Source organism: Streptomyces calvus, assembly GCF_006782915.1.
GTDB lineage: Bacteria > Actinomycetota > Actinomycetes > Streptomycetales > Streptomycetaceae > Streptomyces > Streptomyces calvus.
On sequence record NZ_VCNP01000017.1, the window covers coordinates 9553 to 28690 of the forward strand.

At 69.2% G+C, this 19138-nt stretch carries 11 protein-coding genes; 7 read left to right on the plus strand and 4 right to left on the minus strand.

Going from position 1 to position 19138, the window contains the following annotated elements; all coding sequences use genetic code 11:
• Positions 1–11 precede the first annotated feature (11 nt).
• Positions 12–8717: a golvesin C-terminal-like domain-containing protein gene (locus FGW31_RS07930; RefSeq protein ID WP_233452446.1), complete on the minus strand. Its 8706-nt coding sequence runs from the start codon at positions 8715–8717 to the stop codon at positions 12–14.
• A gap of 442 nt (positions 8718–9159) precedes the next feature.
• Here FGW31_RS07930 and FGW31_RS07935 point away from each other — a divergent pair, with 442 nt between their 5' ends.
• The gene (locus FGW31_RS07935) at positions 9160–9618 is read left to right on the plus strand and encodes a hypothetical protein (protein WP_233452442.1); all 459 of its coding nucleotides are present in this window, start codon (positions 9160–9162) and stop codon (positions 9616–9618) included.
• A 681-nt stretch (positions 9619–10299) separates the two neighbouring features.
• On the opposite strand, the gene FGW31_RS07940 is transcribed toward FGW31_RS07935, so the two are convergent.
• From FGW31_RS07940 to FGW31_RS07950, 3 genes are all read right to left on the minus strand, one after another.
• Positions 10300–10929 (minus strand): TetR/AcrR family transcriptional regulator, encoded by a 630-nt coding sequence (locus tag FGW31_RS07940; RefSeq protein WP_142192663.1) that lies wholly within the window; start codon positions 10927–10929, stop codon positions 10300–10302.
• 142 nt (positions 10930–11071) lie between these two features.
• Positions 11072–12463, minus strand: coding sequence for an amidase (locus FGW31_RS07945; protein WP_142192664.1), 1392 nt, complete (start codon positions 12461–12463; stop codon positions 11072–11074).
• Positions 12450–12656 (minus strand): hypothetical protein, encoded by a 207-nt coding sequence (locus FGW31_RS07950; protein ID WP_142192665.1) that lies wholly within the window; start codon positions 12654–12656, stop codon positions 12450–12452. Before FGW31_RS07950 ends, FGW31_RS07945 begins: the two co-directional genes overlap by 14 nt.
• Positions 12657–12803: 147 nt before the next feature.
• On the opposite strand from FGW31_RS07950, the gene FGW31_RS07955 reads away from it, so the two are divergent.
• The 6 genes from FGW31_RS07955 to FGW31_RS07980 all read left to right on the plus strand — a co-directional run bounded on the left by FGW31_RS07955 (position 12804) and on the right by FGW31_RS07980 (position 19110).
• Complete coding sequence (locus FGW31_RS07955; protein WP_142192666.1) at positions 12804–14129, plus strand: MFS transporter; 1326 nt, start codon at positions 12804–12806, stop codon at positions 14127–14129.
• A gap of 11 nt (positions 14130–14140) precedes the next feature.
• Complete coding sequence (locus FGW31_RS07960; RefSeq protein WP_233452443.1) at positions 14141–15064, plus strand: MBL fold metallo-hydrolase; 924 nt, start codon at positions 14141–14143, stop codon at positions 15062–15064.
• A gap of 372 nt (positions 15065–15436) precedes the next feature.
• Complete coding sequence (locus tag FGW31_RS07965; RefSeq protein ID WP_142192667.1) at positions 15437–17764, plus strand: sensor histidine kinase; 2328 nt, start codon at positions 15437–15439, stop codon at positions 17762–17764.
• On the plus strand, positions 17761–18162 hold the full coding sequence (locus FGW31_RS07970) for a roadblock/LC7 domain-containing protein (protein WP_030826382.1): 402 nt from the start codon (positions 17761–17763) through the stop codon (positions 18160–18162). Before FGW31_RS07965 ends, FGW31_RS07970 begins: the two co-directional genes overlap by 4 nt.
• Positions 18162–18533, plus strand: a complete 372-nt coding sequence (locus FGW31_RS07975) for a DUF742 domain-containing protein (protein ID WP_142192668.1) — start codon at positions 18162–18164, stop codon at positions 18531–18533. Before FGW31_RS07970 ends, FGW31_RS07975 begins: the two co-directional genes overlap by 1 nt.
• Positions 18520–19110, plus strand: coding sequence for a GTP-binding protein (locus tag FGW31_RS07980; protein ID WP_142192669.1), 591 nt, complete (start codon positions 18520–18522; stop codon positions 19108–19110). Before FGW31_RS07975 ends, FGW31_RS07980 begins: the two co-directional genes overlap by 14 nt.
• Positions 19111–19138: the final 28 nt, after the last annotated feature.

The window sequence follows — 19138 nt, forward strand, 5'->3', positions numbered from 1 at the left end:
ACGGGCTCCGGTCACGGCGTGCTCCCGGTGGGAACCTGCCGGCCCGTGTTCGGGTCGTTGAACATACCGAGGTTCCGGCCCGCCAGCGTGTTGGTGATGAAGACGGGCGGGATGACGAGTCCCGGCGTGCCGTCGGGGTTCGTCCCGTAGGCACTGAGCGTGAAGCCCGTCGGCACCGTCCGGCGGCCACTGTAGCGAGGCGTCACCGTGTAGTAGACGTCCTGGCCCGCCGCGACGGCTTCCCTGACCTGGTTCTCGTAGTTCTGCATGTTGTTGGTGCCCTGCTGGGAGCCGTCCTGCGGAGCGTTCGCCCCCCGCGCGCAGGTGGCCAGGTTCTCCAGCTGGGTGCCGGAACCGGACAGCTGCTTGCCGAGGAGGTGACAGGCGTTGATGTTCTGGTCCACCGGGTGGGCACCGAGCCAGCCCGCGGTGCGCTGCGCCCACCGGTAGCCGGGAGGCGCGACGACGGAGACGTTCGTCTTCGTCCCCGGGTTCGCCGCCAGATAGCCCTCGGTGAGACAGGCCCGTACGCCCGTGGCCCGGTTGCCGTTGGCCGCGTCCAGGTCACCGTGCTCGACCCAGCCGCCCCCGCACTTGCCCCGGCTCCCGTTGTCCGGCGTCGGCCGGGGCGCGGGGCGCGGAGTGGGCGTGGGAGAGGGCTTGGGCTCCTCCTGCCCGGCGCGGTTCACGGCGTCGCGGATGCCCTCGGCCGTGGAGGTGAGGGCGTCACCGAGGCTGTCCAGGAAGCTGGGCCGCCCCTGCACCTCGGACACCGCCTCGTCGGTGGCGACCGCCGCCACCACCGCGACGACCACGACCGCCGCGATGGGGATCGCGATGGCGAAGTGACCGTCCAGCTCGACGCTGCTGACCGGGTTGCCGCCGGTGAACGCGTACCGGTTGCCGGTGTACGGGTCCGCGCCCAGGGACATGTCGGCGAGGGCGCCGTTGTACATGTCCCGCGTGGTGAAGCGGTTCAGCCCCGGGTCGTAGTTGCGGAAGCCCATGTCGTAGGTGCCGGACCGGGCGTCCCACCGCTTGGCGTTGAAGCGGTACGGGTTGTACTCCTCCTTCGTCGGGTCGGTGGCGTCGGGCTTGTCGATGCCGGTGAACTCGGACTCGTCGTCCTTGCCGTAGGCCGTGTAGCCGTACGTCGCCTTGGTGTCGCCGTCGCCGTCGGTGACGGTCTCGACGTCGGTGTGGCCGTTGTAGCCGTAGAAGCCGTCCTCGGTCGTGCCGTCGGCGTGGTGCTTGACCTGCGACAGCCGCTCGCCCCACGGGCTGTACTGGTACGACTTGGTCAGCTCACCGGCGACCCGCTCGTCCAGTACCTCACCGGACAGCCCCAGGTAGGAGAAGTCGGTGGTCTTGCCGTCCACCGTCTTCGAGGTGGTGCGGTCCAGCGGGTCGAAGGCGTACGTGGTCGACTTCATCGCGCCGTCGGCGCCCCGCTGCTGGGACTCCACGACGTGGTCGAAGCCGTCGTACACGTTCCGCGAGACGATCTCGCCGCCGGCGAGGACCGACTCCTGGCGCCCGAACGGGTCGTAGTTGAACCGGGAGGTCGCCCCGCCCGTGGTCGAGGTCAGCAGCCGGTTGCGGTCGTAGACGAACGTCGTCGACGTGCCCCGGACCGACTGGCTGACGACGTTGGAGTTGTCGTCGTGGACGTAGGTCTCGGTGCCCGCGCCGTTGCCGGTCTTCACCGACTTCGCCAGCCGGTCGGCCGGGTCGTAGGTGTAGTCCGTGGTGGATTCGAGGTACGCCGCGTGGTTGTCGGCGTTCATCTTCTTCGCGGTGTCCCGCGCCTTGTTGCCGTTCGGGTCGTAGGCGTAGCTGTGCGAGGCGACCAGCGTGCTGCCGTCCGCCTTCTTCTCCACCGTGCTCTTCACGGCGCCGTCGAGGTAGTACGTGTAGTCGACGGTGTTGCCGTTGGCCTTGGTCTCCCTCAGCTTCAGACCGCGGTCGGTGTACGTGTACGACGACACCTTCGGGTCGGTGTCCGTCGCCGACTTGCCGACGGAGACCGTCTTGACCAGTTCCCGCAGGTCGTAGGTGTACTTGGAGAACTGGTCGGGGTGCGTGACCGTCTCCAGCCGGCCGTTGGCGTCATAGGTGAACGCCGTGGTCTTCGTCCGCTGGTCGGCCAGCGCCTCGGTGACCGACTTCACCTGGTTGAGCGCGTCGTGCGCCACGGAGTACGTGACCGCCTCGGCGTCCGGCGAGGTGTCGTCGATCGACGTCAGATTGCCGTTGACGTCATAGCCGTAGGTGAAGGTGTGCTTCTCGTTGTCGGTCTCGCCGCTGGTGTCGCGGACCAGCTTCACCGCGTCGGCGACCACGACGCCGCCGCCGCTCTGCTCCAGCTTCAGCTCCGCGTCCGCGCCCTGCTCGAGGCTGTAGGAGCCCAGCGACACCCAGGTGCCGGTGTTCGCGGACTGGTCCCGGGTCACCGACGGCTCGGTGGTGGTGCCGTGGGTCAGCGTGTACTTCGCCGCGGTGGCCGCGCCCGTCACCTTCGGGTACTTCACGTACGCGGTGTATGTGCCGTCCTGGGGGATGTTGAGCTTCCAGGTGAAGGCGTCGGTGCCGGTGCCCGCCGCGTGGGTACGGTGGTCGTAGCCCTGCTGACCGGTGCTGTCCCCCTTCGTCCAGGTGCCGGTGGCGGCGGTGTTCTGGGTGTCGGAGTTGTCGACGAGCACGACGTGCTTGCCGACCGGGACACCGTCGTCCGACTTCGACTTGAGCGCCCCGTTGGGGTAGTAGGCCCACGTCATGGTGCGGTCGGCGTCGCCACCGGCGGACGTCAGCGTGCGCTTGGTCTGCTGGCCGAGGTCGTTGTAGTCGTAGGTGGTGACGATGTCCCAGGGATCGGTGGCCGACTTCGCCCACCCGTTGTCGAAGTAGGTGAACGTGGTGTCATTGCGGACCGTCTGCCCCTCGGACGGGGGCATGGAGGTCTTCTTGACCTGGCCGACCGCGTCGTAGACCGTCTCGGTGTAGACGTTCGGGTCGTTGTAGCGGGCGTCCGCCGGGTCGTAGGGCTGGTACTGCTTGACCGGGCGGTTCAGCGCGTCGTACTCGGTGCGCTGGGTGAACGCCTCCGTCGTCCCGGCCGCGGTGGCCCGCGGGGTCAGCACCTTGGTGGTGTTGCCGACCTCGTCGTACTCGTACTTCGTGGTCCGGTACGTGATCGGCGAGGTGTCCGAGTGCGGGATCTTGACCTCGGTGGTCTTGCCGCGCTCGTCGTAGGTGACGGTGGAGGTGTTGTTCTCCGCGTCCGTGGAGGAGACGACCCGCGAGTCCTTGTCGTAGGACCGCTTCGTGGACTTCCCCGCCGCGTCGGTCACCGTGGTGATGCGGTGGTTCCAGTCGTACGCCGTCTTGGAGGTGAAGTCGTCGGGGTCCGCGGTCGCGTTCTTCTTCGGGTCGATGACCGTGACGACGTTGCCGACGCTGTCGTAGACGTACGAGATCCGGTCGCCGCCCGCGTTGACCACGGAGGTGAGCTGGTAGATCTCGTTGTAGTGGTTGGTCGTGGTGTACGAGCCCGCCACCGCGCCGGCGACGTTGCCCTTCGGCTCGGTCGTCGTCCTGAGGTTGCCGACCTTGTCGTAGGTGTACGTCGTCACCCGCGGCACCGACTGGTTGTTGGCGGGAGCCGTCGCCGAGGTGACCTGGTCGGCGGCGTCGTACGACGCCTTCGACACCGCCCCGTGCGGCGCGGTGGTCTCCACGACGTTGTCGTTCGGGTCGTACTTCGGCGCCGGAGTGGTGATGAGGATCCCGGCGTCCTGGTCCTTGGGCACCGTGCTGACCAGCGGACGCCCGTAGGTGTCGTAGGTCTGCGTGGTCTTCTTGCCCAGGGCGTCGACGACCTCGGTGACCTGGCCGCGCTCGTCGTACACGTACGACGTGGTCGTGTCGAGCGCGTCGGTGATCTTCGCCGGGTAACCGGTCGGACCGAACTCGCTGTTGGTCGTCGGGTTGCCGTTGGCGTCGGTCGCCCGCGTCAGCTGGCCGTACCCGTCGTACTCGTACGACGTGGTGTAGTCGCCGGCGGTCGCGGTGGCGACGCCCTTGGGGTCGGTGACCGTCTTCAGGTTGCCGAAGGTGTCGTACCCGAACTGCCAGGAGTGGCCCAGCGGGGACGTCTTGCGGAACAGGTCCGCGGCGAAACCGTCGGCGCGGGTGGCGTACTCGAACGTCGCCGCGTGCTCCGGGTACGAGCCGGTGCCGGTGCCGCAGGTGGTCGCCGGGTCCGGGGGTGTGTTGCCGTTCTCCTTGATGGACTCCGCGTCCAGCTTCCACAGCGGGTAGCCGGTCTTCTGGTCGTAGCAGAACGCGGTCTTGGCGCCGTTGTCCTCCGTCAGGAGAGTGACGTTGTTGTCCGCGTCCCAGCTCAGGTCGATCTTCTGCGACTTGGCGTTGACCGTCCGCACCGGCCGGGCGAAGTCGTCGGTGACGTACGTCGTCGCGTGCGCCTCGGCGTCGGTGACGGTGGTGTCCGTGAACTTGGTGTTCGTCGTGTTCGCCGCGTAGGCGAACCCGGTGTCACCGCCGAGCCGGTCGTTGATCGTCTTCGTCCACCAGTGGTACTTCGGGTCGTCGCCGGTCTGCGGGGAGTAGTACGTCAGCCGGGTGGCGTTGCCGCGCGGGTCGGTGGCCTTGACCAGCTTGACGTTCTTGTTGCCCTGGGTGGCGTCGTAGGTGAACGTGAAGACCTTGGGCTGCGCGGAGCCGTCACCGTCGGTGAACTGCCCGAGCAGGCCCTTGTCGGTGTAGTAGAAGGAGATCTTCCGGCCCGAGATGTCCTTGATGGACTTGACGTGGTCGTAGATCTTGGAGTTGGTCAGGTTGGAGCCGGTGACCTTGGCGCCGGTGTCGTCGATGTAGTCGTACGACGCGTCGCCCTTGCGGTAGTAGTCGACGGTCAGCGACTGACGGCCCGCCGGGTCCGTGATGTAGGTGAGGAACTTCGTCGGCTTGTTGTTGGACTTGCGCTCCTCGTACGTGTACGTCTGCGTGTTGCCGTTCTTGTCGACGACCGACGTCAGATAGCCGTCGCAGCCGAAGAGGAAGCGGGTGCCGTCCGGACGCAGCAGCGTCCAGGCGTCCGGAACCGGGTCCTTGTCCGGGGTGCAGTCCAGGTCCGGCTTGGCGGTGAGGCGGTAGTGGACGCCCGCGGGCGCCTTCCAGGTGCCGTCGTCCTGCTTGCGGAAGACGTGCGTGGTGCCGTCACCGTCCGGCAGGCGGACCTCGGTCGGGTGCGGGTTGGGGTGGAAGTCCAGCGGCGCGCCGAGCCGGATGGGCCCGGCGAACTGGGCGGACCAGCCCGCTCCGATCACCGTGTCGGAGGTGTCGAGCGAGTTGTACGCGAACCTGGCGAACGTCGTCAGCCCGCGACCGGGGTTGGAGAACGCGTTGTAGGACCAGACGCTGTTGCCCGCGGCCAGGTTGTTCATCACCGTGGACCCGGCGCCGGTGTTCTTGCCGGTGTAGGCGTAGAACTTCTCCAGGCCCAGGGTGTTGGAGGTGGGGTCCTCGACCGCGATGTTCTGCTTCAGGCCGGGGATGCCGCCGGTCCCGTCGGAGAGCCAGGCGCCGGTGGTGGTGTCGAGGAGGTCCCAGGTCAGGACGTAGTCGGTGCGCTTGTTGCCCGAGCCGCTGTTGATGGGGGTCTTGACCTGCGCCTGGAGGGTGACGGTGTCACCGGGGACGACGTCCTTGGGCAGGGCCGTGCGGACCTGGTTGCCGCCGGTGGTGGCGTCGGTGCCGTCGGGCAGCGCCCAGGTGTAGGACAGCGCCCGGTCGGCGGCCTTCCAGGTGGTGTCGGTGGTGTTGGTGAGAGTGAACTCGACCGAGTACTCCGAGTTCGGGGTCATCCGCGCCGGGGTCTTCGGCGCGTGGTAGGTGGAGGCGGTGGTCGCGTCGACGTAGGTGACCACCATGCGCGGGCGCAGCCGCTTCTCGCCCGCCTCGGAGGAGAGGAAGACGGTCCGCTCCTGCTGGACCGACTCGTCCCGCATCCTCACCAGCACGCCCTGCCCGGTGCCGGGGTCGCGCACCCAGTCCTGGACCAGGCTGGTGGCGTTCCAGTCGCGGCGGGAGGGGTCGTTGCTCATCGCCGCGACGGTGTCGGCGAGCGCGGCGCCGGCGTCCCCACCGGGGGTGGTCCAGTCGGTGGTGGCGTCGGCCTTGGTCCAGGTGGCCGTGGCCTCGTCGAAGTCACGGGTCAGCGGGCGCATCTCGTACACCGCGCCGGAGGCCCCGGTGGTGGTCTGCGTGCCCCACAGCCGCAAGGTGGCGTCCAGGACCCGCGCGGACGTCGGCAGGCCGAGGTCGGGGAACTTCAGCGCCGCCCGGGTGGTGCCGTAGGAGGGGGAGTTGTTGCCGACCGCGAGCCAGTTCTGCGGCACGCCGTCGGTGAGCGTGTCGTGCGGGGTGGCCGACTCCGTCGAGGACAGCGTGGTGTCCTGAGCCGCCTCGACGACCTTGGTGGTACGGCCCGCCTTCGGCAGCCGCACCAGCTGGGTCGGCGCCGCGGTGACCCGGCCGTCCTTGGTCTTGACGGCGACCATGTAGTAGTACGCCCGCCCGAACGGGTCCGAGCTGTCGGCCGCGGTCGGGGTGGCGGAGGTGTCCGTGTAGGAGGTGGTGTTCGAGGCCACGGGCGCGACCAGGGTCGCGGCGGACGGGGTGAACGTCTGGAACACCGAGCGGTGGACCTGGTACTCGACGATGTCGTCGGCGGTGGTGGCCGTGGACGGGTCGGTGTAGGCCGACCACTTCAGCTCCGCGCCGGTGTCGTGGATCGTCGTCGGCGGGTCCAGCTCGACGCCGGGCCGGCCGTAGGTGAGGACCAGACGCGGGTAGTTGGCCGTCTCCCCGTTGTAGGCGAACTCGCTGCCCTCGTAGCGGGGGCCGCCCTTGGGGCCGTCGGCGGACTCGTCGCCCGCCTTGACCACGAACCCGTGGTTGTCGTGGGTGCCGTCGATCCACTGCTGGACCGTCCTCGTCACCGGGAACGAGTGCCAGGTGTTCACCTGCGAGGGCTGCTTGGTGACCACTCCGCCCTTGGTGAACCGCACCGAGTCCGCGATCACCGCGGTGCCGGTGGACGCCGGTCCGTCACCGAGGACGACCTTGCCCACGGTGCCCGCCTTGAAGCGGTGCGTGCCCAGGGTCTTCCACACGCCCGCGGTGCCCGCCGACTGGTCGACGGTGTACGTCGTGGAGCCGCCGTCGTAGGTGACCGTGTAGGGGGCGTTGGTGGCACGGTCGGCGGCGGGCACGTAGTGCGCCTCGACCTGGTACTCGCCGTCCTCCGGCAGGCTGGGCTGCCAGGTGTAGGTGTCGCCGGCGACGGTGTCCTTGTTGTAGCGGTAGTCCTGGTTGGTCGCGTACTGCGTGTACGCCGTGTTCCCCGAGACGGGCCAGGAGCCCTTCGCGGCCGTGGTGCCCAGGTCACCGTCGTCGACCAGCACCGACGTGCCCGACAGCTCACCGGTCAGACCGCTGGCGTTGTTCCAGGTCGCGCCGGACTCCGACCAGGCGCCGGTGGCGCGGTGCGCCTCCAGTTGCACCTCGGTGGTGCCGGTGGTGTGGGTCTGGTCGTAGTACAGCCGCAGATCGGCCGAGTCCAGCTTCGTCCCGGCCGGGATGCTGCCGATGGGGAAGCGCAGCAGGGCGCGGGAGCTGCCCGTGGAGGTGTTGCCGACCGACAGGCGCCAGTTGTCGTCGTAGTTCGATGTCGGACCGTCCGACGAGATCATCACGTCCTGCGCCGTGGACGGCGTCGGGGCGATGGAGATCGTCGGGTCGATGGTGACCGGATACCGCCGCTCCTTGGCCGCCAGCCACTTGGCGTCCGGCGTCACGGCCAGCTTCCAGGACGAGCCGTCTCTGGTGAGCTTCTGGGCGACCTTGGTGCTGTAGCCGGTGCCGTAGGGCGACTCGCGGTCCTTCGCCGCGTCCGTCATGAACGCCGCGGGCATCACCAGCACCGGATCGGCCGACTCACCGTGGAAGGCGATCGAGCCGTCCTTGCGCGCCTTCGGCGTCAGACCGTCGGTGTCCAGCGTGAACGTGAAGGTCACCGGCCCGTCCGGGGCCCCGGCCAGGACGATGTTCTCCTTCACCCGTCCGGGACCGACCTGGTACGACAGATCGGCGCCGGGGAGCGCGTCGCGGTAGGTGACGGTGTCGCCCTCGGCCACCGGCGCCAGCTCCGCGGCCCCGGGCAGACCGACCGTCACGGCGTGCCCGTCCGCGGACTCCACCCGCAGCAGGCGCTCCGCGTCCGAGCCGAACCAGCTCCGCGTCGCGTTGCTGGTGTTGGCGAACTCGAATCCCTTACGGCCGCTTTCCTCGACCGTGGGGTCGATGTCCTTCCACGACTTCCCGGAACGGTAGGCGGTGGGGGTGGCCGAGACCTCCGCCTGTACGCGTCCGTCGGAAAGCTGCCAGAACCGGGCGTTCGCGGTGCGCCGCCCGGCCAGTTCCTTGACGCGCTTCACCTTCGGTGCGTTCTTGCCCCGGGGCAGTTTCTGCCGGTCGGCTATCCCGGCCTCGTTGTGCGAGGGCGGTTCGGCGTCTTCGCCGCCGTCCTCGCCGTCGTCACCGAACCAGCCCTTGACGGTGTCGACGACTCCGCTGCCGTCGTCACCGTCGGACGCTGGTGCGGCGTGGGCGAGCTGGGGCAGCGCGGTGCTCATCACCGCTGCCGCCACCAGGCAGGCCGTTGCCCTTCCCAGTCTGGGTCTCACGCCAAACCTTCCTGATAGAACCTGGCTGAAATCGCCGCCCCCAAGGTGTTTCCGGGGTGTCCGGACAAGGCCGAGGGAATGGCGCCGGGATTTTTAGTCAGGCGGTTGACGTAGTGTCAACTGATTAGACAGTTCGGGCAGTTGGCGTCAAATTGGCGGCAAATTGGCGCTGCACTGTCTGAATTGTCCGCACAGTGGCGGACGGGGATAAGGGTCGGGTATAAAGCCCCGGTCATTGCCCGGGGACGGGATGAAATCGTGGTGCGGAGGGGGAATCGCCGTGAAGGGCACGGAAGAGACCGGGGCGGCGGAGCAGGAGTTGGGGGCGGAGCCGAAGCCGGGTCCCGGGTCCGCGTCCGGGACCGGGGCCGGGTCCGGGGCTGATGATTCGATGTCCGCCTCCCCGGCCCCGTCCCGGCGGCCGGACCGTTCCGGGCTGATCATCGCCGGGGGGATATTCGCCGCGTGCGCCGCGCTCGTCGGCTACGGGATCATGGCCGGAAGCGGCGAGGACGACGACAAGCCGGAACGCAAGGTCCCCACCGCCACGGTGACCTACGAAGTCACCGGCAGCGGCACCGCCGACATCACGTACCAGGCCCGCAGCGAGTCCGGGAAGGCGGTGGTCGTCGAGGCCGCCACCCTGCCGTGGCGCAAGACCGTCGCCGTGCCGCTGGGCCGGCAGGCGATCGTCTCCATCACCCTCGGCGAGCAGGGCGGCGAGGCACGCTGCGCGGTCGCCGTGCGCGGCAGGCACGTCCAGGGTGCCACCGCGGCGGGGGAGTTCGGGCGGGCCACCTGTTCGGGGGCGCTGCCTCGGGAGTCGGGGGCGGAGGAGCGGGAGGGGTGAGAGGCGGGGCCTGAGAACCTACGCTGGGCAGGCTCGCCGTCCGCAATGCCCGCGGCACGGACATCCCGCCGCCCGAGCGGGCGACTCGTCTGCCCGCCACCCCACCCGAAGCCCCCTGACCGCCCCTCAGCGCCGGGCACAGGCCGGCGAAGGTGTCCGCACCGCAGGGCCTCGGAAAAGATCCCGGCGACCCGCGCCTCTGGCTCCCGCAAGCGGACTGCCCCGACCTGGAACCCGGTCAGCATCATCCGCATGAACCGCACGCAGGATCGCGAACTACGACTGGAGTACCAGCACTCCATCAGAAAGAGCGTCAGATGAGCGTCACGAGCGCCATTTCAGCGTCGAAATGTCGCCCGTAACACCCACACCGCACATCATGCGCACGAGTAAAACCGCAGGGTCAGGATCCCTTCACGGCCGGTTCGAGGATCGCGACACACTCCACGTGGTGCGTCATCGGAAAGATGTCCCGGCAGGATGGATCTCGCATAACACCAGGTAAAGAGCCGTTTTCTGCTCCGTCGAAGGGCCCTTCGTGCGCACGGAGCGTCGAACGGGCGTCACGCCCAAGGACCACGTCCCGATCGGTCATTGCTGGGGAATTCATGAGCCCTGCCAGTACAGCCGGCCGCTTGGCCTCCACGGCCCAGTGGCCGGGCCGCCCGATGAGCGAAGTGGTCAGTTGTCGGGCTGCTTCTTCGAGCGCCGAGGGGCGGCGGCCTGGGTGGGGCGAGCGCCGGCCTCGGTCTGCTGGGCGTACACGGCGTTCGTCACGAGCTCGCGCGCGTATGCGGCGTCCAGTCGGCCAGGGCGGAAGAGGATGCGGTACATGATCGGCGCCACGACACGGTCGATCAGCAGTTCCGTCTCGGGCACCGGCTCTCCCCGCCGCACCGCACGGGCCAACATGACGTCGATCTGCTCTGCGGCATACGCCGAACACTGACCGGCATTGGTCCCGTCGGGGTCGCCGAGCAGGGCGTCCCGGATGTAGGCGCGCCCGGGCGGCGAGGCCATCTCGTCGACGAACTGTTCCGCCCACGCGTCGAGATCGGCCCGCAGGCTTCCGAGATCGGCCGGATCCGTTTCCGGGCGCAGTCGTTCGACGGCCACGTCTGACAGGAGTTCCTGCAGGTCGCCCCAACGACGGTAGATCGTGGAGGGGGTCACGCCCGCCCGCGTGGCCACCATCGGGACCGTGAGCGCGTCGCGGCCCACCTCCCCTACGAGTTCACGTACCGCCGCATGGACGGACTCCTGTACGCGTGCGCTGCGCCCGCCGGGGCGGACCATGGGCTTGGGACTCATGCGATCCACCTTAATGCGATTTTGTAGCTTCTAGGCGGTGGCCGGCGTCGGCGGCCCGCGGGGCTACGTGTCCGGGCGGCCGAGCACGGCGGACGCGCCTGCGGCGACGCGACCGCATGCCGGCTGGAACGTCCGCCTTCCTTCAGGCGGCGAGGGGAGCAAGCCGCCCCGCGTCGGCCACCGACTCCTCGTAGACCCGGCCCACCCGGAGCACCGTCGCGTCGTGGAAGGGGCGTGCCATCAGCTGCATACCGATCGGCAGTCCGGCGCGGTCGTGACCGACCGGCAGGGTGAGGGCCGGGACGCCGGTGATGTTGGCTGGGGCGCAGAGGCGGACGTAGCTGTCCGACACGGCCTCGGTCGTGCCATCGGCCCACTCGACGGCTCCCTGACCCGCCTCGACGGCGGTCATCGGCACCGTCGGCGCGGCGAGGACGTCGATTCTGTCGAACATGCGAGCCCAGGCGTCTCGCATCATGGTGCGGGCCCGCTGGGCGCGGAGGTAGTCGCCCGCAGAGGTGAGTTCGCCGGCCTCCAGCAGGACGCGAACGTCCGCCGCGTACAGGTCGGGGGTGGCCCGCAGCGACCGCTCGTGGTAGGCGGTGGCCTCGGGAACCATCAGCCCCCACTGAACGGCCTGGACGTAACGCGCCATCGGGATCTCGACGTCGACGAGCTGCGCCCCCAGCTCCGCCAGTCGCTTGATCGCGCCGCGTACGGACTCCTCGACCTCGGGCGCGACCCGGTCGAAGTAGTGGTTCCGCGGTACGCCGACCTTCAGTCCTCGCAGGTCGCCTCCCGGGAAGCGGTCCAGCATCGGGCCGGACACGCTCGCCGGGTCGCGCGGGTCGTGGCCGGCGGTCGCCGACAGCACCAGCGCGACGTCCTGGACGGTGCGGGTGAGAGGCCCCACGTGGTCCAGGGACCAGGACAGCGAGGTCACGCCTGTGCGTGGGACCAGGCCGTAGGTCGGCTTGAGGCCCACCACGCCGTTCAGGGCAGCGGGGACCCGGATGGAACCGCCCGTGTCCGTGCCCATGGCGAACGTCGCCCCGCCGGCGGCGACAGCCACCGCCGAGCCGCCGCTCGACCCGCCCGCAACCCGGCTGTGGTTCCAGGCGTTGTTCGTCTGCGGAGTGGTCAGGCCGTAGGCGAACTCGTGCGTGTGTGTCTTGCCCAGGAGGACGGCCCCGGCGGCGCCGAGACGTTCGGCCACCCGGCTGTCGCGTTCCGCCACGTGCCCTGCCCGGACGTGCGAGCTCGCCGTGGTGGGTATCCCCTCAGCGTCGATCAGATCCTTGAGCGCCATGGGGATCCCGTGCAGTGGCCCGCGCGGTCCGCTTGCGGAGATCTCCCGTTCGGCGCGGACCGCGGCGGCCAGGGCCGCGTCGGCGGTGACGGTGACGTAGGCGCCCAGGCGTCCTTCGACGGCGGCAATACGGGCGAGCACCGATTCGGTGAGTTCGACGGGGGACAGCTCCCGTGCGCGCACCGCGCGGGAGGCTTCGGTCAGCGACAGCTCAAACGGTTGCATCGGCGTTCCCCTGTCCGGCTCGGTAGGAGGACGCGGGAGGGGTCTCGCCGAAATCGAGCTCGCGCAACGTGCTGATCACGGAGTGGATGTAGTTGGCCGTCATGGCCACTCCTTCGTGTCGGCCGTCCCCGAGGGGGAGCCCCGCCCGTAGCGCCACTCGGGCTGCCTCTTGGGGGGTGAGTTCGCTGGTCATGGCTTCCTTCCGGATCCGTACGGCGCGACGGGCCGGGGCTGGTACAGGACCTCCGACCACCGCAAAAGCGAATCGTTTGCTTTAGTCGATCGTAGGACCTACGGTGACTTAAAGCAAAGCAATCGCTTTAGCACTGGAAGGACCCTCATGCAGAGCGTCCCTGCGGGCCTCGCGCCTCCCCGCACCTCCCCATCCGGACGCCTGCCGTTCGCACTGCACGCCTCGATCCTGATCGCGCTGCTCGCCGCATCCAGCGCGCCGACCCCGCTGTACCCCCGCTACCAGGCTCAGTGGCAGTTGTCGTCCCTCGACGTCACTGTGGTCTTCAGCGCCTATGCCCTGGCGCTCCTGATCGCACTGCTGACGACCGGAACCCTGTCCGACCATGTCGGACGCCGCCCCGTGCTCCTGGGCGCGCTCGCGGTCCAGGTCGCCTCCATGGCACTGTTCGCGACGGCCGGCGGCCTGACCACCCTGATCGGCGCCCGCGTGCTGCAGGGCATCGCGACTGGCGCGGCGACCAGCGCAGCAGGGGCGGCTCTCCTCGACCTGGAAGACCCCGCCCGGCCGGGTCGCCCCGCTCTGGCCAACAGCATCGCGCCCATGACGGGCATGGCGGCCGGCGTCCTGGCAGCCACCCTCATGGTGCGCTTCGCCCCCGTTCCGACGATCACGGTGTACGCGGCCCTGATCGCCGTGTTCGCCGCGCAGGCCATCGCCCTTGCGTCGACGCCCGAGACCGTCCGCCGCCGTCCCGGAGCACTGCGTTCGACGCGGCCCGACCTGGCGCTGCCGTCGGCGGCCGCCCACGCTCTCCTGCTCAACGGCGCCGGCGTCGTCGCCGTCTGGGCACTCGGCGGCTTCTACTCGTCCCTGGGGCCGGGCTTCACACGGCTCATCTCCCCCGGCGGACCCGAATACGCCGGCGGCATGGTCTTCTTCACGCTGACGGCCGTCGCCGCCCCGACGGTGTACTTCACGCGCAGGATGCGTGCCGACGTCTCCGCCCTTCTCGGAAGCTGCGCGGTGATGCCGGCGGCCGTCCTGACCCTGGGTGCCCTCCATCTCGCCGGCCCCGTACTTCTCTTCGCCGGGGCGGCGCTGGCCGGGTTCGGCTTCGGAGCCGTCTCCCAGGGTGCGCTGCGCGCGGTCGTCGACTCGGTCCCGGCCCGGGAGAAGAGCGGCACGCTCGCCTCCTATTACGTACTCAGCTACCTGGCGATGAGTCTGCCCGCCATCGGCGCCGGCGCTCACACCGCCGGTTTCGGGCTGCGTGCGGCAGCACTGGCCCATGCCGGCTGCGTGGCCGCACTGGCGACCGTCGCAGTCGCGACGCTGACCGCGTCGCTGCGCAGTCGACGCCGGGCACCGTCCCCGGACACCCACTCCCGCCCGGCAACGAGCAACTACACAACCGCCTCACCCGACACACCCGCTCCGGACATCTCCGTCCTCGCGACCAACAACAGGTAAGGAAAGTCGCCGTGTTCACCTCATCGCAAACGACCGAGTCCATCACTCCCCCCGCCTCTTCCTGGACGGTGGGCAACCACACCGTACGACGCATCGACGAAGTGGTCCTGCCCGCCCGGACCGGTCCGTGGCTGCTGCCCGGGGCAACCACCGACCTCGTGAGCCGGACTCCCTGGCTGAGCCCCGAATTCGCCGACGAACAAGGCGTCCTGCGCCTGGCGAGTCACAGCTTCGCCGTCGAGGTGGACGGCATGCGGGTGCTGGTGGACACCGGCATCGGAAACGGGAAGCGGCGCGCCAACCCCGCCTGGCACAACCTGAACAGCGACTACGAAGCACGGCTACGGGCGGCGGGCTTCGCGCCGGAGAGCGTCGACCTCGTGGTCCTGACCCACCTCCACGCCGACCACGTGGGGTGGAACACGCGTGCCGAGGGCGACGCCTGGGTGCCCACCTTCCCGAACGCGCGCTATCTCACCTCACGTACCGAGTGGGACTACTGGGCGGGTGTCGACATGGAGGAGGCGCGTCGGCAGATGTTCCGGGACTCGGTCCATCCCGTCCGGGAAGCAGGCCTGTTCGACCTCATCGATGTCGCGGACGAGGGCACGGACGTCGCTCCGGGCATCCGTCTGCTGCCCACCCCCGGCCACACACCGGGGCAGGTAGCGGTGGAACTGAGCAGCCGTGGCGAGACCGCACTGGTCACCGGTGACAGCATCCACCACCCGGTCCAGATGGCACATCCGGAGCTCTGCAGCTGTGTGGACGTCGCTCCCGAACTCGCGGCCAGGACCCGGAACCAGGTGCTCGGCTCACTGGCCGGTACGTCAACTCTCCTGCTGGGGAGCCACTTCCCGCCGCCGACCGCCGGACACGTGCTGCGCGAGGACGGCGGCTTCCGACTGGTCCCGTCCCGGCTCCCTCAGGGGTAACGCCGTCGGCGGCTGAAGCGGATGGGAGGCACCCGGGGCGTGCCGCGCACCGATTCGCACCGAGTCCGCGCGGGTGACGTCCTGGGCGTCCGCGACCGGACGGCCCGGGAGCGGCCATGAGACCCCTCCGGGATGCGCTCCGTCGTCACCGAGACGTCAGGTGAACGCCAACGCCCCATGTGCAATGCTTCGTCGCCTCTACCACATGTGACCAGCGGAAGTCATCTCTCCGTTTCTCCGATGTGGCTGGTTATGATCGGCACATCACGTCGCGTCAAAGCCGAACCGGACTTCCCCCAGTTCTGAACTCAGAACTGCGTCCGGTCTCGGCGGTCGGGCCGTCCCCCCTGGTTCCCTGCTCTCCGAGGACTGATGTCTCCCATAGACCCCGAAGGCACACGAGGGCAGCTGACGACTCGTCGGCGGCGTACTCTGCGCCTGCGTACGCTGCTCATTTGGCTGGCCATCGTCCCTATCCTGGCGATGAGCGCCCAAGTGGCCATGACCGCACAGCCGCTGGTACACCAGTCAAAGCAACTACGCGCTGATGTGGCAGTCGCTGAGCAGACCGATGTACCCCTGACCAGGCTGATGGTCGAACTGCAGGCTGAGCGGGCGATGACCGCCACACGGTGGGCGAGCGGCTCCGTGTCCGAGAAGGAGCTGCGCGAGCAGCGCGCGGCCACGGACCGGGCCGCGGACGAGTTCCGCCGGGCGTCGGACGGAGCTCTGGCGGCGACCGGGCGTGAGGACGATCATTACGTCGCGGAGCTGAAGCACAGCCTCGCGGATCTGGCCGCGTTCCGCGAGCGCGCGGACGCCCGCAGCGGGGACGCGGACCGGACGATCGGCTACTACTCCGACCTCGTCGACCACATCATCCGGGTGTACCAGAACGAGTTCAGCCATGCGGAAGACGCCGAGCTCATCCAGGAGAGCGGCCTGGTCGTCACGGTGTTCACGGTGACCGAGATGGTGGCACGCGAGACCACCATCCTCGCCATGGCCGGGCCGTCCAGGCGTCTGAGCCCTTCCGGGTTCGCCGAATTCGTCAACTCCGTCGGATCCCAGCGGTACCAGTACGACGAGTGGGTCGCGCCGTATCTGACGGCCGAGGACAAAGCGGCCTACGACCAGGTCTTCGCCTCGGACGGCTGGAAGACGAAGGTCCGTCTCGAGGACGTGGTCATCTCCGACCACCAGAGCACCGCGTCCGGCATCGAGCTGCCCGAGGAAGCGGACGCCTGGCAGGACGCGTATGACGAGTTCGCGCCGCGCCTTGCCGCGCTCAACGCGGAACAGGGGCGAGCACTGCTCGTGCACGCCGACGCCAAGGCCACGCAGTTGGAGAACGAGGTCATCTGGCTGATCGTCGGAAACGGCGCAGCCGTCATCGCCGTCGCGGCCGTCATCGTGCTCACCACGCGCTCCGTGCTCCGCCGCCTGCGCGGTCTGCACGAACGTACGGTGGCCATTGCCGAGGACACGCTGCCGGATGTCGTTGCCCGGCTCCAGCGCGGGCAGCCCGTCGACGAGGACGCGCTGCCCGCGGTGAGCGGAGACCGGGACGAGGTCGGACGTATCAGCGACGCGTTCGCCCGGGTCGTCTCCGTATCCGTCGACGGGCATGCGCGACTCGCGGCCGAGCGTCAGGGTTTCGGTATGTTCGCCGCGGGCATCGCCTCGCGCACCGGAAACCTGGTCAGCCGCCAGTTGGCCCTCACCGACGAACTGCAGGACGCCTTCGGGCACAACGAGGAGCTTCTCGCCCGGTTGATGCGATCCGACCAGTTGACGGTGGGTATGCGGCGGCAGATCGAGAACCTGCTCATCCTGGCAGGTGGGGAGATTCCCGATCCGCACACCGAGCCCATGCGCGTCGCCGACCTGCTGCGCGAGGCCGCCGCGGAAGTCGAGGACTTCCGGCGGATCGAGCGCCAGGCCTTGGACGAGATCAGCGTGGCACCGCGGGTGATCAGCGAGATCAGCCACCTCCTGGCAGAACTCCTGGACAACGCCACCCGGTTCTCCCCGCCGCAGTCGAAGGTGGTCATCCGTGCCGAACTGGTGACGGACGGGCTGCTGGTCGACATCGAGGACCGCGGGCCTCGGGTGACCGCCGCCACCTACGAGGAGATGAACGGACGTCTGCACTCGGCCCCGCCGTATGCCGTCCTGGCGGAGAACGCGCACCGGCTCGGACTGTTCGTGGTCGGCCACATCGCCGAACAGCTCGGGGCCACAGTGACGCTGCGCCGCTCGGTGTACGGGGGGACGTCGGCCGTGGTGATCCTCCCCGAGGAACTCCTTGTGCCGACCGAACCGGTCCGGGCGGGAAAGGAAGCGCCGCGCGCGGCGATGCCCGCCCCGGCACCGGGCCCGTTCGACGAGCGCAAGCCCGAACTGGTCCTGCACGCGAAGACCAGGTCGGCCGCCCGCAGGACGCCGGAGCGCTTGCCCGAGCGGCCGGTGGAGAGCAAGCCGTCGGTTCCTTCCCCGACACGGAACGGTGACGCGAAGCCGGCCCTCCCCGAACGGATCCCACAGGCTCACATCGCCGAGCAGCTCCGCGCGCCGCACGCACCGGAGACCGGCGTCCATCAGGACGCGGCGACACCCGAAGAAGTGGCCGACGCCTGGGCGGACTACGAACACGGGACTCAGACAGTGGAAGAAGAACTCCGACAGGATCAGCCATGACGACAACGAACGACATGATCTACAGCGTCCTGGACAACAACCTGAGCAGGATCGCCGGCATCCAGGGAGCCGTGCTCCTGTCCAACGACGGGATCAAGCTCAGCTCGTACGAGCTGGAACGGGACCAGGCGGAGCGCATAGCCGCCGCGTCCTCCGGCATCGCTTCCACGATGAAGGCGATATCCAGGGAGGTCGACGGCGGCCGGGTGATCCGCCAGCTGGTCGAGATGGACGACTGCTATCTCTGCATCGTCGGGTGCGGGGAGGGCAGCACGCTCATCGTGGTGACCTCCCGCAAGGCGCGGCTGGGGGAGCTGGGCGGGGAAGCCGTGCGCACCGCCCAGGCGCTCGGTGAGTGGCTGAGCACGCCTGATCGCGGCCAGGCGCAGCCGTCGTAATGGCGGACGAGTCCAGGCCGGGAGAGGGAGGCCACCGCCGGACGCGGCTGTACGCGCTGACCGATGGACGTACGGCGGCTGCACACACCGCCCTCACCATGGACACCACGATCACGGCGGTGGCCGTCGCGGACGGCCACAGCGGCCTGCCCAGCGAGTGGCAGGCCATCCTCGCGATGTGCTCGCCTCCGGGCGGCCTGGCGGTCGCCGAGATCGCGGCGCGCATGCGCATGCGCCTCACTCCCATGACGCTTCTTCTCGGCGAACTCGCGGAGCGGGGGCTGATCGAGCACCGGCCACCCCTGGAAGGGGCCGAGACCACCAATGTCCACCTGCTCATGAGAATCAGGGACAACCTTGCCTGGATATGACGCCCCTGCCCGTGAAGCGGCCCCCGTCAAAATCCTCATCGCTGGGGGATTCGGCGTCGGCAAGACGACCCTGATCGAGACGGTCTCCGAGATCGAGCCGTTGCGCACCGAGGAGCGGCTGACGAGCGCGGGCGTCGGCGTCGACGACCTCGACGGCATCGAGTCCAAGGCGGTCACCACCGTCGCGATGGACTTCGGCCGCATCACCCTCACCGACGCACAGGTCGTGCTCTACCTGTTCGGCACACCTGGCCAGGAGCGCTTCTGGTTCATGTGGGACGACCTGCTGAACGGGGCCCTCGGGGCGATTGTCCTTGTCGACACACGACGCCTCGACCGCAGTTTCCCGGCCGTCGACTTCTTCGAGAACCGAGGGGTTCCGTTCATGGTCGCCGCGAACTGTTTCCACGGCGAACAGCCCTACACCGTCGAGGAGATCAGGGCGGCGCTGCATCTGCGTGACCCGAACACCCCCATCCACTTGCTCGATGCCCGCCTCCGTGACGACGCGCGCGGTGCGCTGCTCTCGCTTCTGGACATGCTCATCGCCAAAGCCGGGGGCGCGGCGACCGGCTGACTTCGGCCTGCCACGTGGTGGCGTGGAG

Coding starts and splice junctions, on each gene's coding strand:
- FGW31_RS07950 (WP_142192665.1), bottom strand. CDS start 12,656: ATGACCAGCGAACTCACCCCCCAAGAGGCAGCCCGAGTGGCGCTACGG.
- FGW31_RS07935 (WP_233452442.1), top strand. CDS start 9,160: ATGTCCGCCTCCCCGGCCCCGTCCCGGCGGCCGGACCGTTCCGGGCTG.
- FGW31_RS07965 (WP_142192667.1), top strand. CDS start 15,437: ATGTCTCCCATAGACCCCGAAGGCACACGAGGGCAGCTGACGACTCGT.
- FGW31_RS07975 (WP_142192668.1), top strand. CDS start 18,162: ATGGCGGACGAGTCCAGGCCGGGAGAGGGAGGCCACCGCCGGACGCGG.
- FGW31_RS07955 (WP_142192666.1), top strand. CDS start 12,804: ATGCAGAGCGTCCCTGCGGGCCTCGCGCCTCCCCGCACCTCCCCATCC.
- FGW31_RS07940 (WP_142192663.1), bottom strand. CDS start 10,929: ATGAGTCCCAAGCCCATGGTCCGCCCCGGCGGGCGCAGCGCACGCGTA.
- FGW31_RS07945 (WP_142192664.1), bottom strand. CDS start 12,463: ATGCAACCGTTTGAGCTGTCGCTGACCGAAGCCTCCCGCGCGGTGCGC.
- FGW31_RS07970 (WP_030826382.1), top strand. CDS start 17,761: ATGACGACAACGAACGACATGATCTACAGCGTCCTGGACAACAACCTG.
- FGW31_RS07930 (WP_233452446.1), bottom strand. CDS start 8,717: ATGAGCACCGCGCTGCCCCAGCTCGCCCACGCCGCACCAGCGTCCGAC.